Here is a 13,432-nt window from a genome sequence, read left to right as displayed (position 1 = left end):
GTGAAATAAGCAGGGGCTCGGTTACTCGGCTGATTCGTCGCGCAACCGCCGGAGGACGGGCATCTCGTCGAGGCGCTCGTCGGGGAGCGCGTCCCAGTCGATGCCCGTGGGCCTCGGATGCGAGGTCTCGGTTCGGACCAACCGTTCGGGAGTGACGACGAGGTCCATGGGCACGTCGTGGGCGTCCGGCTCCGGCAGGTCGTCGCGGACCTGTCGCTCGTGGACCGTCGTCGCCACGGTCGTCTCGTCGGTGACGGCCCCGAGACCCCGCAACACCGCGTATTCGAGGTCGCTGAACCCCTCGCCCTTCCCGATGCGAGCGCCCGCCTCGGAGACGGCGACCGACCCCGAGACGACGAGGTCGACGGGCGGCAGGGCGTCGGGGCCGACCGTGTCGGCGTAGGTCTCGACGTGGGAGACGGTCGGCGCGCTGTCGAGGTGTTCGTCGTCGATGCGCGCGGGGTCGAGTTCGTAGAAGCACTCCTCGTCGCGGAGTCGCGGGACGGCCATGTAGACGGTCTTGCCCTCGCGGAGCGCCCGTCGCCTGACGGGGAGTTGCGGGGCGTCCGGGTTGGCCTTCACGGCGTCGGCGTCGGCCCACTCGGGCGTCGCCGCGAGTCGCTCGGCGGCCGCGCTCGCGTCGGCGAAGTTCGGGATGCGGCCGTGCGGCGGGAAGGGAAACCGGGCCGCGCCCGACGATTCGAGGTCGTCCCACACCGTCGTTCGGAGCGTCGCTTTGTCCATCGCGTCGCCGTGGCGTACTCGCGGCGGACCAATAGCTCCCCCGTTCGTGTCGCGGGCGAACGGCGTCTCGGCGCGAGCAGTCGCCTACGAGAGGTCCGCCGCCGACTGCGACAACAGCACCTTCCGCAGGACGGTGTCGGCCCCGCGGCGGACGCGCTCGGAGGCGGCCTGCGGGCTGATTCCGAGTCGCTCGGCGACCTCGCTGAGCGTGGTCTGACGGGGGACCTCGAAGTAGCCCTCCGAGACAGCGGTGACGAGCGCCTCCTGTTGTTCGTTGGTGATATCGAAGTTGTAGACGCCCGGTTCGCCCTCCGCGAGGGTGTAGATGCGCTCGACGTGGAATTCGAGGTTCTCCTCCTGACAGCGGTTGTGAAACTCGGTCAGCCCGGTGTGGTCGTTGAACCGGAGGCGGAACATCCACGGGTCGTTGCCGTGGGCTTCGAGAATCGTCGCCTCGCTGTCGGTGAGAATCCGGGTCAGACTCGACGTGGTCCCACCCCAGCTGACTCTGTACAACACGCGGTTTTCGACACGGGCGACCGCGGTCAGCTCGTCGACGATACTGTTGTTTCGGACGGCGCGTTCGAACGCCTCGAAGTCGGTGCCGCGCGCCCAGAAGAACGGCATGACCTCACCGCCGGTCGGGACGACGCGCTCTAGCTCGATGTGGACACCGTTCGACACGGCGGTGACCCTCCCGAGGTCGAAGCTCTCCGAATCGATCGTCAACTCGACGATTACGGCCATTACTGGCTGTCATTTCGCCGCCGCCGTATTGAACTCTCTTGTCGAAATACTGTCAGAAATCGGGTGCTGGGTTGTTCAGGGAGCCGGTATTTGCGCTATTCAGCTCGTACTCCGGGCGAAATACCCCATTCGTGACCAGATTCGGTTCATAACATGTACCGGAGGTTTCCCGAGTGGCTACTTCAATGACCGGACTGTGAAAGCAGAAAGAGAATGCTGACTTGCTAGCTATGCTCTCTCGGGGACGTAGTTGTGAACGCACACAGACATCGACAACCGTACGCCGTCAAACCGCGCCGTGGTGGCGCAGAGGCGTACGGACGTGTGATTGACGGGTCACGCTCTCGACGGTACCGGTATCGGGTGGTGTCCACCGAGTGCCCGGAGCGGGGTCTTCCGGCGACTCGCGGGAGACGCTTTGCCTCGGCGTCTCGCGCCCGTCGCGCGACGCCTGTTCGGATCCAACGGGGGTTGTGCCGATGGTAGCCGCGGCGTCCCCCCGCCTCGACGAGGCGTTCGACGCCCTCGGAAACGTCCATCGGCGACGGTTGCTGATGGGTCTTCGCCGACGGCGGCACGCGCGCCTCGAAGCGGCAACGCGGGACGCGGCCGTTGGTGGCGGCCGCAACCGCGACCGACTGGAGGTGGAGCTGTTCCACGTTCATCTCCCGAAACTCGCCGACGCCGGCTTCGTCGAGTGGAACCGTCATCTCGGTTCCGTCGCGCGCGGCCCTCGATTCGACGAAATCGAGCCGCTGTTGCGATTTCTCGACGAGAACGCGGGCGAGTTATCGGCGGGCGGTTGTGACTGACGCGGCCGCCTCATTCACGCGTCGTCGGCGAGTCGTCGTGGGGGCGACTCGCCCGGAGACGTGATTTTTTCGGCGTCGACGCCCCGGAGCGCGGCGTCCGTACCGTCCTCCTTATCCGTCGCGGCGGCGAACCGCCGGTATGTTCGAAGACCGACCGAACCGCGACGAAATCGTCCTCGTCGGGCGGTCGAACGTGGGGAAGTCGACCCTGATGCGAGAGCTGACGGGTCACAGCAAGTTCACGACGGGTAAGAAGCCCGGCGTCACCCGCAAACCCAACCACTTCGACTGGAACGCGGAGAAATTCATGTTCACCGACCTCCCCGGGTTCGGCTTCATGTCCGGCGTCGACCGCGACACCCGCGAGGCAATCAAGACCGACGTCGTCCAGTACATCGAGGAGAACGCCGACGACATCCTCGCGGCGGTCCTCGTCGTCGACGGGAAGAGCGTCATCGACATCATCGACCGCCACACCACCGAAGACTCCATCCCGCACGACGTGGAGATGTTCTTCTTCCTCGACGAACTCGACATCCCGACCGTGGTCGCGGTCAACAAGATGGACAAGGTCGACGACCGCGACGAGCGCCTGAACGACCTCTGCGACCGCCTCGGCCTCTTCCCGCCGTGGAAGCAGTGGCGGAACGTCATCGCGCCCATCACGGCCAAGCGCGGCGACATCTCGCACCTCGAAGACGCCCTGCGGTCGCACCTCCACGAGCAGGGCCGCGACGACCTGTTCAAGTTCCTCTGAGCGGCTCGCCCTCGCTTCGAACCCCTCGGCTCGACCCCGGCGAACTCACACCACGCGGTTCGTGAGCGGGTCACCGGCGGCCATCTTCTCGACGTTCTCCCGCACGAGCGCCGCGATGTCCTCGTGGTACTTCCCCGTCGCGGCGCTCACGTGCGGCGTGACGAGCACCTCGTCGAAGTTCCACAGCGGCGACTCCGCGGGCAGCGGCTCCTCGGCGAACACGTCGAGCGCCGCACCCGCGACGTCGCCGGCGTCGAGCGCCGCCACGAGGTCGTCCTCGTCGACGACGGGCCCGCGCGCGACGTTCACGAGGTAGGCGTCCTCGCGCATCGCCTCGAACGCCGGCGCGTCGACCATGCCTGCTGTCTCCTCCGTCAACGGCATCGCCAGCACCACGAACCGCGCGTCGGCGATAGCCTCGTGGAATCGGTCGGGCGTGAACACGGTCGAGACGTTCTCGACCGGGTCGCCGGAGCGCCGGACGCCGACGACCTCCATGCCGAGGACGGCCGCGCGGTCGGCGACGCCGCGCCCGAGAGTTCCCAGACCGACGACGCAGACGCGCTCGCCGTCGAGGGTGAACGGCTCTTTGTAGCGGGGCAGGTCCCATTCGCGGTCGCGCTGGGCGTCGCGGTAGGCGTGGAGGCGGCGGGCGAGCGTCAGCATGTAGGCGACGACCGTCTCGCCGACCGTCGTCCCGTGGACGCCGGTGCTGTTCGTGAGCGCCGTCCCGGCCGCCTCGTAGGCGTCCACGGGGAACTCGTCGTAGCCGGCGCGGACGCAGTGGACCCAGTCGGCCTCGACGAACGCGTCTCTGTGGCCGAACGAGACGACCGCGTCGCCCGGGCCGAACGCCTCGCCCTCGTCGACGAGTTCGACCGGAGCGTCGGAGTTCGAAAGCGCCTCCACGAACAGGCCCGGCGGCATCACGCGACCGACCGACTCGTCGACCGCGATGCGTTCGATGTGCATGACTGAGGGGTCACCGCGGCCCACGAAGGAAGTTGCGCCTTCGGCGTCGGTCTCCGGTTTCCGGTGTCCTGCTTTCGGTGTCCCGACTTCCGTCACCCGACTCACGTCGTCTTCGATCACGACGGCGGGAGGAGCACGTCGCTGTCGGGATGCGCGGCGCGCCACTCGGCCCACGTCGTCACCGACGACGGAAGGAACGCCAGCCGCTCACCAGCCCGCGGGCCGCAGATCGCCTTCGCCAGCAGTTGGCTCCAGTAGCTCCCGTTCGCCTCGTCGTAGAGCACGAGATTTCCGGAGTTTCGGACCTCGGCATCGCCCGACGAGGCGGACGCGCCGAACGACCGACCCGCCTGCACGCTGGCGAACCCGTGGACTGCGGGTGGTTGCCAGAGATGCCCCGTGACGCGGAAGACCGCGTCGGTCCCGGAGACGCGCCGGGCCGCGCCGCCGCGCTCGACGCCGATGACGAAGGCGTCGTCGGAGAGCCCCGACCCGATCTCGTAACCGAAGTGGTATCTCTCGGAGACGTTTCGTCCCTCCCAACTCGGACCGACCGCAGGTTCGAGAATCGCCTCGATTCCCACGAACGGTTTCGGCGGGTCGCCGCAGACGGTGCCGGGAAAGCCGTGTTGGACGACCGGGTCGGGATTCTCTGGTGTGGGAAAGCCGGCGACTGGTGGACGGACGCTCCCGACGGTACAGCCCGCGAGTCCGGCGGTACAGACGCCGAGAAATGCCCGTCGGTCCATGCGATACCTCGGGCCGGAGGAACCGAAACATCGCGGGGGTTGTGTGTCAGTGTCGCACGGGACGACGGAGAACGATGCGTCTCGATTCGTCAGTTTTCGCGGGGTGAGGGAACGGCGCTCACGGGTTAGCCCGGAGCGTGACGCTCTCAGCCCGGTGGTCCTCCATGAACGCGCCCGGCCCACCGAAGCTCACCTCGCCATCGAGCGTCTCGAGAACGAGGCTCGTCTCTAACGTGTAGTCGTTCGACGCCGGTTCGACGAACGCCTGTCTGATGTCGATTATCTTTCCGAAGAACTCCTCACCGCTCTCCGTCACGACGTCTGCCCAGAGGTCGGTCCCCGCTTGCCGATGGAGAAACGCGTGGAAGACCGCCTCGCGGAACCAATCGTACGACGCCGGAAGCGGGTCGGGGTCTGTCACGTACTGGGGCTTCGAGGCGGGCCAGTAGGCGCTGAGATACATTCCGAGAACGGACCCCGCGAGATAGATGGTTCTGTGTGACGGTGACCGCGTCCTTGTCGTTGTGTGGCAGTTCGAGGACGTGGGGGTCACCGATCATCGCGGATTTGTCGTCGACGGTGTAGAGGAACGGGAGGCTCGCGTCCCAGTAGCGGACGGCGTCGGCGACATCGGCGAATTCGTAGGTGTCGTCGTCCACCTCGTCCATCTCGCCGAGCAGGAGGAAGACGAACACGCCTCTGGCGGCCGCGTCCTTGAGTTCCGCTTCTATTTCGGGATAGATGTGTTCTGGCACGGCGACTAACGCCTCGACCTCCGCCTCCGAGAGGGCGGTCCGCATCCGTTTGAGCGCAGTCTCGCGGGACTTTATGATCCGTATCTCGGGTGCCTGCTCCGTACTATCGTCGAAACGCTCCTTGAGCGACGGCGTTATCGATTCGATGCGGGTAGAGAGGTTCCGCATCGCCTCCTCGGGCGGCAAGGCGCTGATCGTCGTCGGCGACGCGTGTTTCTTCACCCGGACGAGTCCCCGTCGCTCGAGTCGTTCGGCGATGCCGTATACGCCCCGCTGGCTGACGTCTGCGGCTTCCGCGATGGCACGGGTCGTCGCCTCTCCCAGCGAGAGGAGTGCGAGATACGTGTCGATCTCCGTATCGGACAGGCCGAAGACGCTCAGTTCCTCCCTGAGCGCCGAATCGTTCAGTCCACTGGACCGAGTCATTTTGTTCGTGTGAGATAACTGTTCGTCCATATAGATACCTTCTGCCGTGGTGCGGTGTTCCCGAACCCGACGAGCGATATCGACCGCTACGGTATCGGAAGCGAAACGACCCCGTACTGTTTTTCAGCTCATTGCAACGGTTACGTAGCCCTCGAAGTCGAGGATGACCCGCTGGGTGCGGTCCCCGAAGAGCGCCTTCTTCGTCGGTGATCGACGGGGTCCCGAAAGGAAGACGTGGTCACAGCCGGTCTGGTTCGCGATATCGACGATTGCGGCGGCCTGTTCGCCCGCCTCCGCGACGACGGTTCTGAGCTCGTGGTCGACGGCCGACCCGAGAACCTGGTTCGCAGCGTCTTCGACCTCGCCGGACACGCCTTCGAGGACAGCGTCTTCGTCGTAGTTCGTGTGCTCTACCTGGCCGATGGCATCAAGCGTCCGTTCGACCTCCTCGTACTCGTCCGGCGTCGCGAGTGCGACGACGACGAGGGGCGTCCCAGCGCCGATGGCGAACGTCCGGGCGCGTTCCAGGATGTCTCGGTCACGGTCGATCTGGTCAATTGCGACAAGTGCGCGTGGCATTGTTGTGTATGGTTGGTGGCTCGCGTGCTGTGGTGTGGGTTGGTGGCTCGTGTCTCACCGGCTTAGCTCGATTTCTTCGAAGGGGTCCCAGTCGAAGTATATGAGCGCGGACGAACCGACGACCGTCACGCCGAGCATCCCGAGACTCAAGAGGGTGACGACGAACGTCGCTGTCCCCGGTTCGACGTACGGGAACGAGAGCGCGAGGAAGGCGAGCAGGACGACGCTCGAAACGAAGAACACGCGCCAGACGGCGGTCATCCGTGGTACCCCGCGGACACTGCGGCCTCGGTCGTCTCTACGGCCTCAGTCATCGCTCTCTCCCCGCGGCGCGAATTCGGCTTCGACGCCATCGAGCGGGTCGCTGTCCCAGTACTCGTGGTCCGGGTCCGTCCGGTGACACCCGGCGCAGTGAGTTCCCGGCTGACCCGCCTCGTCGCCAAGTTCGGGCGCTTCGGTCGTACACGCCTCGCGCGCCTCGGGGCAGCGAGTGTGAAAGTGGCACCCTGACGGCGGATTCACCGGGTCGGGGATGTCGATAGACCGGACCGGCGGATCGGTCAGTTCCTGATGGCTCGGATCGAGGTCAGCCGTCGCCCACCGGAGCACCTTCGAGTAGGGGTGCTTCGGGTCGCGAAGTACCTTCTTCGGGGGGCCGATTTCGACGATTTCCCCGAGGTACATAATGGCGACGCGGCCGCCGGCCTTCTCGGTGAGGTACCGGGCGTTCGACAGCGTGTGCGAGATGAAAACGAACGACGTGTTGAACTGCGCTTGGAGTTCGAGCAGCAGGTCCATCGTCTCGACGCGGAGCGAGACGTCGAGCGCGCTGACGGCCTCGTCGGCGAGGATGACGTCCGGATTCATCAGCAGCGCACGCACGAGTGCGACGCGCTGTTGCTCTCCGCCGCTCAGTTGGTGTGGGTACCTGTGTGCGTATTCCTGGGGTGGCTGCATCCCGACTCGGTCCAGAAGCGCGAAGATTCGCGCGCGCCGGTCCTCGGGAGACATCTCGGAGTTCCACCGCTTGAGCGGCGCTTCGAGCGAGGTCAGCACCTTCCGATTTGGATTGAGCGCCGCGCCGGGGTCCTGATGGATTATCTGGAGCGCCTTGCGGATGTCACCGTACGGGATGCGTACGTCTCCGTTTCCGTCTTTGGCGTTCCACACGTCCTGGCCGCGGTAGGTCACCGTCCCGCTCGTGGGGCGCTGAACGCCGATTATCGTCTTCCCGAGGGTCGTCTTTCCGCACCCGGACTCTCCGACGAGCGCGAGGACTTCGTTCTCGGGAATGTCGATTGAGACGCCGTCGACCGCCCTTACTCGCTGCGCGTCGTTGAAAAGCGAGTCGACGAACCCCTGTTCTTTCTCGAAGTTCACGGAGACGTCTTCGAGCGAGACGACGGTCTCGTTGTCTCGGTCGGCCGTTTGACTCTCCGTCGAGTTGCGTTGGTCGCTCATGACTCGACCACCTCCAGTTCCAGCGGAACCGCATCGCCGGCGTCGTCGTGGTTGAAACACGCCGTCCGCTGGTCGTCCGCGGTGTCGAACCACGGCGGGGCCTCCTCGTAGCACTCGTCGGTCGCGAGGGGACACCGCGGCGCGTAGTGACAGCCGTCCGGCGTATTCGCCGGGTTCGGCGCGCTTCCCGGTATCGGTCGCATCGTCTCCAACGGGGCATCGAGACTCGGGACCGCTCTCAGGAGCGCTCGCGTGTACGGGTGTTGAGAGTTTCGAACGACCTGTTCGCTCGGTCCGACCTCGGCCAGTTCGAACGCGTACAGGATGGCGAGACGGTCGGCCAGTCCGGACACGAGCGGGAGGTCGTGCGTGATAAAGAGGATCGACAGGTCGTACTTCTCCTTGATGTCGTCGAGCAGGCTCAGGATGGACCGCTGCATCAGCAGGTCCAGGGCCGCCGTCGGCTCGTCCATCAGGAGGACCTGCGGCTCCAAGACGAGCGAGAGCGCGATGAGCGCTCGCTGGCTCATTCCGCCGGAGAGTTCGTGTGAATACGAGTCCAGCACCCGGTCGGGGTCCAGATACAGGTCTGCGAGGAGTTCCCGCGCTCGATCCATTCCCTCCTCGACGTCGTAGTCATGGGCGTCGAGGGTCTCCTCGAAATGCCCGCGGATAGTCATCGTGGGGTTGAACGAGGAGAGTGCTCCCTGGAACACCATCGATATCTCTTCCCAACGGAGTGACCGCAGTTCCTCGTCCGACAGGTCGAGGATGTTCACGGGCTCGCTTCCGCGCTCGGGGTAGTACCGAATCTCGCCGGTGGTGACCCCGGGTTCTTCGACCGCGTCCATCATCGCGTTGGCGAGCATCGACTTGCCCGACCCAGATTCGCCGACGACGCCGAGTATCTCCCCGCGTCTGAGGTCGATACTCACGTCGTCGAGTACCATTGCGTCTCTGTGTTCTAAGTCGTAGGTGACGCTCGCGTTGCGGACCTCTATGATAGGATCGCGCGCGCCGCGTCCCGCTGTAGTTCTGTCTCGTGGCATGTTAGATCTCTCCCGAGTTCGCGGCGTCGCCGTCGCTGGCGACGGATTTCGCGTGTCGGGCACGGACCCGCGGGTTGAAGATGCGGTCCGCTCCCTGTGCGAGGAGGGTCAGGCCGAGTGCGAGGACGATGATAGTCAGCATCGGCATCAGCAGCCAGTGGAAGGCCGACGGCGAGGAGGTCGCCCCGGCGCGGTTGACCGCCGCGTTCATCATGACGCCCCAGTTGACGTTGTTGTACGGGAGCACGCCGAGGAAGTACAGCCCCACGGAACCGAAGATGACCGCGCGGGCCTGCTGGACGAAGTTCATCGTGATGTACGGCATCAGATTCGGGATGATGTCGCCGGCGACGATGGTCGGCGTGCTCATCCCCATGATGCGCGAGGCCTCGACGTACTCGTCGTCTCTGATGGTGAGCACCTGCGAGCGAATCGCGCGGGCTAACCCGGCCCAGGCGTTTATTGTAATGAGGACGCCGATGACGGCCGGGTTCCCTTTGATCTGCAGCGCCGTCGCGAGGACGATGGTCAGTGGGAGCCCCGGAACCGTCATCATGATGTCCGTGACCGTCATCAGGGCGCTGTCGATCTGGCCGCCTTTGTAGCCGGCAAGCGTGCCGATGGCCGTGCCGAGGACGACTGTGAACACCGCACCCGCGGTGATCATGACGAGCATCGACGGCGTGGCGTGGACCAGCTGCGAGAGGATACTTGTTCCCGACGCGGTCGTTCCCAGCGGGTAGTCGAGCGTCCGAAATGCGCCGACGAGAAGCGGCCCCTGGTTCGGTCGCGGCTCGCTGACGAGCAGCGGCCCGACCGTTCCCAGCAGCAGGTAGGTGACGACGACGAGCAGCCCTGCTCTGGCGCGCCAGTCCTCCCACACGATTCGCGCGGGCGCGAGCACCGCTTCGTCGAGCCACTGGCGGCGACGCTCGCGGTCGGTCATCGAGACGTCCGCCATCCGCTCGAACTCGGAGACGGTCTTTCCGCCGTCCGCGACTGTTCGTCCCGCTCCGTCGTGTCCGGTGACGGCAGCTCGCCGGTCCCTCTCACGCGAAGCGGAACTTGTGTCGGAGTCACAACCGAGTGCCTCGACGAGCGGGTCCGCAGTCTCGTCGCCCAACGAACCGTCGGACACACCGTCTGTCGGCTCAGTAGGACTCACGCGAAGCACCTCCTTTCGCGCGGGGATCGAGCCATCCGTACGTCAGGTCGGCGACGGTGATGCCGATGACCATCGCGACGGTGATGAGGATGAACGCGCCCATCATCAGCGGCGAGTCCCGCGCGTTGATGGCCTGGATGAGGTAGAAGCCGATACCGGGGTACGCGAAGATGTTCTCGATGATGACCGCGCCGCCGAAGACCGTCCCGATGGCGATCATCAGCCCGGTGTACATCGGCAGAATCGCGTTCCGAGCGACGTACCGGAGTGCGATGCGACGGGTGGGAAGCCCACGGAGTCTGGCGACTCTGAGGTAGTCCTCGCCGAGGACGCGGATGCTGTTTCCGCGCATGCTCAGCGCCCACCCACCGANGGGAAGCCCACGGAGTCTGGCGACTCTGAGGTAGTCCTCGCCGAGGACGCGGATGCTGTTTCCGCGCATGCTCAGCGCCCACCCACCGAACGCCACAATCGCCATCGACAGAATCGGGAGCACGCCGTGATACAGCACGCTCGCGAGGAAGGGGACGTTGAGTCCGGGCGTCAGCTCCGAGGCGTACCGCCCGCCCGTCGGGAACAACTGAAGACGGTAGCCGAGGAAGGCGATGAACAGCAAGGCGACGACGTAACCCGGCGTCGAGTTGAGCACGAGCCCGACGCCCGTGCTGCCGATGTCGAACGTCGAACCCTCCTTGTAGGCCATGAACGCGCCCAGCGACACCCCGACAGTGAACGCGAGGAAGAGCGCGGTCGCCGTCAAGAAGACGGTCCATGGGATGGCCGGCCCGATCACGCTTGCGACCGATTGGTCGTACCAGATCGACTGACCGAAGTCTCCCCGGAAGATAGCGGTCATGTAGTCGATGTACTGAACGTACACCGGTTCGTCGACCGCGATGTTGGTCTGGGCCGCGATTCGTCGGTTGATCTCCGCCGTCGACAGGTCGCTTCCGCCCTGTTGAATCATCTGCGCCCGGAGGTAGTCCAGCGGTCCGCCAGGGAGGAGCCTGATGAGGCCGAAGCTCGCCGATATCACCACGAAAATGGTGAGAAACGAGCGCCCGAGTCGCTTGAGTACGTAGCTCATCGGTTCGTCCCTCACTCACCAGCCGTGGATAGTTCCGTCACGAGCTCGGCGGGCGTGACCGCCTCGCCGTCCCGAAGTTGGTCGTGGAGAACCGGCGAGTCGATCTGTTCGGGCATGTTCCAGTAGTCGGCCGCGTCGGAGCTGTCGTACAGGAATTTGAAGTGGAAGTACGGGTGCGAGTTGTCGTACGACGCCCACCCTTGGAGGGCGACCACGAAGTCACCGTTCACGTAGTCCTGTCCCCAGTAGGCGGAGTTATCCTTCATCACGGACTCCGATTTGATACCGAACTGGTTGAGTTGGGAGACGGCGGTCTGCGCACCGGCGACCCAGTCAGAGAACCCCGCCGGTCCCTTGATGGGAATACGGAGCGGTTCACCGTCCTTCCGCCACGTCTCGTTCTGTTTCTCGTAGCCCGCCTCTTCGAGGAGTGCGGCGGCTTTGTCGGTCTGGGATTCCCCGCGACCGTACGTCTCGAACTGGTCGACGACGCCGTCGAGCCAAGTACCCTCGACCTGTCCGCTCAGTTCGCTCGTCAGACCGCTCGGATACGTGACTGCGATCTTCGAGTTGGTCCCCGCGCCGGAGTTCATCGCGACGGCCTCCCGGTCGATGGCGTGGGCGATCGCCTTGCGAACGCGCGGGTCGGACACCGGCTCTCGCTCGTGGTTGAACAGCAGGCCAAGCCCCCAGTGCCGCGGGATAAGCGACGTCTGGACAGAGTCGGGAAGCTGGTTCAGCTTGTTTTTAGGCATGAACAGTGTCGCCGACCCGTCGGTCTCCCCGTTGATGAGGGAGTTCCACCGACTCTGGTTCGACGGCTTGTAGAGGTACTCGATTTCGTCGAAGTTGACGTTCCCCGCGTCTGGGTGGTCTTCGTACTTCGACAGCAACGTCCGCTGGGTATCGGCGTCCTCGAATTTGAACGGCCCCGAACCGACCGGTTCGGAGACGACTTTGCTCGTGAGTTCGCCGAGTATCGTCGACCGCTCGTCCGACGAATCGGCCTCGTCGAGTCGCGTCACGAACTCGCCGTACGTCTCCTCGTGTGCGACGAGGTACTTCGGCTGGAGATACGCCAGCAGGATGTCCTCGTTGACCGTGGTCGCCAACGATATCTCGGCCGTCGACTCGTCGGGCGCGGTCACCCGGCCGGCGACGTTGCCCTCGTCGTCCGGCGCGACGAACCGACGGAGACTGCCGCCGTTGTAGATGTCGAGTTTGATCTGATTCACCACGTCCGTCGCGGTGACCGGCGTCCCGTCGTGCCAGGTCTGCCCCTCGCGCACGGTCAGCGTCAACGTTTCCCCGTCGAGCTCCCATTCGGAGACGAGGTAGCCGGAGTACTCCTGCGATTCGAGGTTGTAGTTCATGAACCGGTCGAACAGCGTCCGACGCGGCTCGGCGAAGTTCTTGGCGTTCCACGTGTTGTACTGCGAGTCCTTCGGGACGGCCCACTGCGCCAGCGTCATCCGCTCGTCCGGACTCGCGTCCGTGGCCGTCCACTCACCGTACCGTGGAAGCCAGTCGGTCGGCCAGTACGTCTGTATCTTCTCGCTGTCTTTCGACGGAACGTTCCAATCGTCGGTCGTCTGGAACGACTGTGCCAGTTTCTCCTGCAGCGGGAGCACGGGAAGCGTCTGATTGGTGACGTACGCCAACTCTTGGATGAGCGCGAGCGACTCGCTGTCGACTTCGATTGGCGTCGCCGTTTCGGTCGCGGCGTCCGCTCCACCGCCCCCGTCCTCGCTTTCAGTCGTCCTTTGAGTCGCTTGCTGTCCACCACAGCCCGCGAGCCCCGCAGTTACCCCTGCTGCGCCGAGTGCCTGCACGAATCGACGCCGCGAAACCGGCGAACGCTCCGTGCTTCCCATGTCATCATTGGTCATGGTTCATCTACGATTGTTACACACTAGAGTAAATAATTTCGGGTAGAATCCGTTCTTCGCGATTTTACTCTCCTTTAAGTGTGTGCTCGGCTACCGTCTGAGGTAGCGACGGGAGAGCATCCCGCAGACACGAACAATGAACGCAATAGAACCACGCTACGGCCCCTACGCAGCGGCGAACGAACTCGCGCACCGAACGTTCACGAAGGCGACGCGGGACACGCGCAGTTCGCGGGATGA

14 protein-coding genes and 1 pseudogene are annotated in these 13,432 nt (G+C 64.9%); 2 read left to right on the top strand and 13 right to left on the bottom strand.

The genetic code is table 11. From position 1 onward, the window contains the following. Positions 1 to 21 precede the first annotated feature (21 nt). Both C457_RS16500 and C457_RS16495 read right to left on the bottom strand, forming a co-directional pair. On the bottom strand, positions 22 to 744 hold the full coding sequence (locus C457_RS16500) for a 5-formyltetrahydrofolate cyclo-ligase (RefSeq protein ID WP_008096451.1): 723 nt from the start codon (positions 742 to 744) through the stop codon (positions 22 to 24). Positions 745 to 828: 84 nt separating this feature from the next. Further along, on the bottom strand, positions 829 to 1,491 hold the full coding sequence (locus C457_RS16495) for a helix-turn-helix domain-containing protein (protein WP_008096449.1): 663 nt from the start codon (positions 1,489 to 1,491) through the stop codon (positions 829 to 831). 479 nt (positions 1,492 to 1,970) lie between these two features. Here C457_RS16495 and C457_RS16490 point away from each other — a divergent pair, with 479 nt between their 5' ends. Both C457_RS16490 and engB read left to right on the top strand, forming a co-directional pair. Continuing rightward, positions 1,971 to 2,303 (top strand): DUF7344 domain-containing protein, encoded by a 333-nt coding sequence (locus C457_RS16490; RefSeq protein WP_008096448.1) that lies wholly within the window; start codon positions 1,971 to 1,973, stop codon positions 2,301 to 2,303. A 139-nt stretch (positions 2,304 to 2,442) separates the two neighbouring features. Further along, positions 2,443 to 3,060 carry a GTP-binding protein EngB gene (gene engB, locus C457_RS16485; RefSeq protein WP_004976333.1) on the top strand — a complete coding sequence of 206 codons (618 nt, stop codon included), beginning with the start codon at positions 2,443 to 2,445 and terminating at the stop codon, positions 3,058 to 3,060. A 45-nt stretch (positions 3,061 to 3,105) separates the two neighbouring features. Here the strand turns inward: engB and ddh are convergent, their stop codons facing one another. The 11 genes and pseudogenes from ddh to C457_RS16435 form a co-directional block, all read right to left on the bottom strand. Next, positions 3,106 to 4,032, bottom strand: coding sequence for a D-2-hydroxyacid dehydrogenase (gene ddh, locus C457_RS16480; RefSeq protein WP_049913693.1), 927 nt, complete (start codon positions 4,030 to 4,032; stop codon positions 3,106 to 3,108). Positions 4,033 to 4,148: 116 nt separating this feature from the next. Further along, the gene (locus C457_RS16475; RefSeq protein ID WP_008096446.1) at positions 4,149 to 4,781 is read right to left on the bottom strand and encodes a DUF3179 domain-containing (seleno)protein; all 633 of its coding nucleotides are present in this window, start codon (positions 4,779 to 4,781) and stop codon (positions 4,149 to 4,151) included. Between the two features lie 118 nt (positions 4,782 to 4,899). Beyond that, the gene (locus tag C457_RS21080) at positions 4,900 to 5,244 is read right to left on the bottom strand and encodes a TrmB family transcriptional regulator sugar-binding domain-containing protein (RefSeq protein ID WP_275039364.1); all 345 of its coding nucleotides are present in this window, start codon (positions 5,242 to 5,244) and stop codon (positions 4,900 to 4,902) included. A gap of 76 nt (positions 5,245 to 5,320) precedes the next feature. Then, positions 5,321 to 5,962 (bottom strand): annotated as a pseudogene (locus tag C457_RS21075) (TrmB family transcriptional regulator); the annotation flags it as partial. 123 nt (positions 5,963 to 6,085) lie between these two features. Then, a complete protein-coding gene (locus tag C457_RS16465; RefSeq protein ID WP_008096445.1) occupies positions 6,086 to 6,541 on the bottom strand; it encodes a universal stress protein in 456 nt (151 codons plus the stop codon). A 54-nt stretch (positions 6,542 to 6,595) separates the two neighbouring features. Beyond that, positions 6,596 to 6,802 carry a hypothetical protein gene (locus C457_RS16460; protein ID WP_008096444.1) on the bottom strand — a complete coding sequence of 69 codons (207 nt, stop codon included), beginning with the start codon at positions 6,800 to 6,802 and terminating at the stop codon, positions 6,596 to 6,598. Between the two features lie 45 nt (positions 6,803 to 6,847). Beyond that, positions 6,848 to 8,002, bottom strand: a complete 1,155-nt coding sequence (locus C457_RS16455) for an ABC transporter ATP-binding protein (RefSeq protein ID WP_008096443.1) — start codon at positions 8,000 to 8,002, stop codon at positions 6,848 to 6,850. Beyond that, entirely contained in the window at positions 7,999 to 9,051 is a 1,053-nt protein-coding gene (locus tag C457_RS16450) for an ABC transporter ATP-binding protein (RefSeq protein WP_049913672.1), read from the bottom strand. Before C457_RS16450 ends, C457_RS16455 begins: the two co-directional genes overlap by 4 nt. Position 9,052: 1 nt before the next feature. Further along, positions 9,053 to 10,012, bottom strand: a complete 960-nt coding sequence (locus tag C457_RS16445; protein ID WP_239640769.1) for an ABC transporter permease — start codon at positions 10,010 to 10,012, stop codon at positions 9,053 to 9,055. A gap of 190 nt (positions 10,013 to 10,202) precedes the next feature. Further along, on the bottom strand, positions 10,203 to 11,303 hold the full coding sequence (locus C457_RS16440) for an ABC transporter permease (protein ID WP_008096440.1): 1,101 nt from the start codon (positions 11,301 to 11,303) through the stop codon (positions 10,203 to 10,205). A gap of 11 nt (positions 11,304 to 11,314) precedes the next feature. After that, the gene (locus tag C457_RS16435) at positions 11,315 to 13,192 is read right to left on the bottom strand and encodes an ABC transporter substrate-binding protein (RefSeq protein ID WP_049913670.1); all 1,878 of its coding nucleotides are present in this window, start codon (positions 13,190 to 13,192) and stop codon (positions 11,315 to 11,317) included. Between the last annotated feature and the right edge of the window lie 240 nt (positions 13,193 to 13,432).

Source organism: Haloferax prahovense DSM 18310, from assembly GCF_000336815.1.
Classification (GTDB): Archaea; Halobacteriota; Halobacteria; order Halobacteriales; family Haloferacaceae; genus Haloferax; species Haloferax prahovense.
Note: the sequence above shows the minus strand (reverse complement) of the source record. Positions and strands in the feature narration are given on the sequence as shown.

Bases quoted from the DNA above. Each gene is read 5' to 3' on its own strand.
- C457_RS16500 (WP_008096451.1), bottom strand. From the start codon at position 744: ATGGACAAAGCGACGCTCCGAACGACGGTGTGGGACGACCTCGAATCG.
- C457_RS16495 (WP_008096449.1), bottom strand. From the start codon at position 1,491: ATGGCCGTAATCGTCGAGTTGACGATCGATTCGGAGAGCTTCGACCTC.
- C457_RS16490 (WP_008096448.1), top strand. From the start codon at position 1,971: ATGGTAGCCGCGGCGTCCCCCCGCCTCGACGAGGCGTTCGACGCCCTC.
- engB (WP_004976333.1), top strand. From the start codon at position 2,443: ATGTTCGAAGACCGACCGAACCGCGACGAAATCGTCCTCGTCGGGCGG.
- ddh (WP_049913693.1), bottom strand. From the start codon at position 4,032: ATGCACATCGAACGCATCGCGGTCGACGAGTCGGTCGGTCGCGTGATG.
- C457_RS16475 (WP_008096446.1), bottom strand. From the start codon at position 4,781: ATGGACCGACGGGCATTTCTCGGCGTCTGTACCGCCGGACTCGCGGGC.
- C457_RS21080 (WP_275039364.1), bottom strand. From the start codon at position 5,244: ATGTATCTCAGCGCCTACTGGCCCGCCTCGAAGCCCCAGTACGTGACA.
- C457_RS16465 (WP_008096445.1), bottom strand. From the start codon at position 6,541: ATGCCACGCGCACTTGTCGCAATTGACCAGATCGACCGTGACCGAGAC.
- C457_RS16460 (WP_008096444.1), bottom strand. From the start codon at position 6,802: ATGACCGCCGTCTGGCGCGTGTTCTTCGTTTCGAGCGTCGTCCTGCTC.
- C457_RS16455 (WP_008096443.1), bottom strand. From the start codon at position 8,002: ATGAGCGACCAACGCAACTCGACGGAGAGTCAAACGGCCGACCGAGAC.
- C457_RS16450 (WP_049913672.1), bottom strand. From the start codon at position 9,051: ATGCCACGAGACAGAACTACAGCGGGACGCGGCGCGCGCGATCCTATC.
- C457_RS16445 (WP_239640769.1), bottom strand. From the start codon at position 10,012: ATGGCGGACGTCTCGATGACCGACCGCGAGCGTCGCCGCCAGTGGCTC.
- C457_RS16435 (WP_049913670.1), bottom strand. From the start codon at position 13,192: ATGACCAATGATGACATGGGAAGCACGGAGCGTTCGCCGGTTTCGCGG.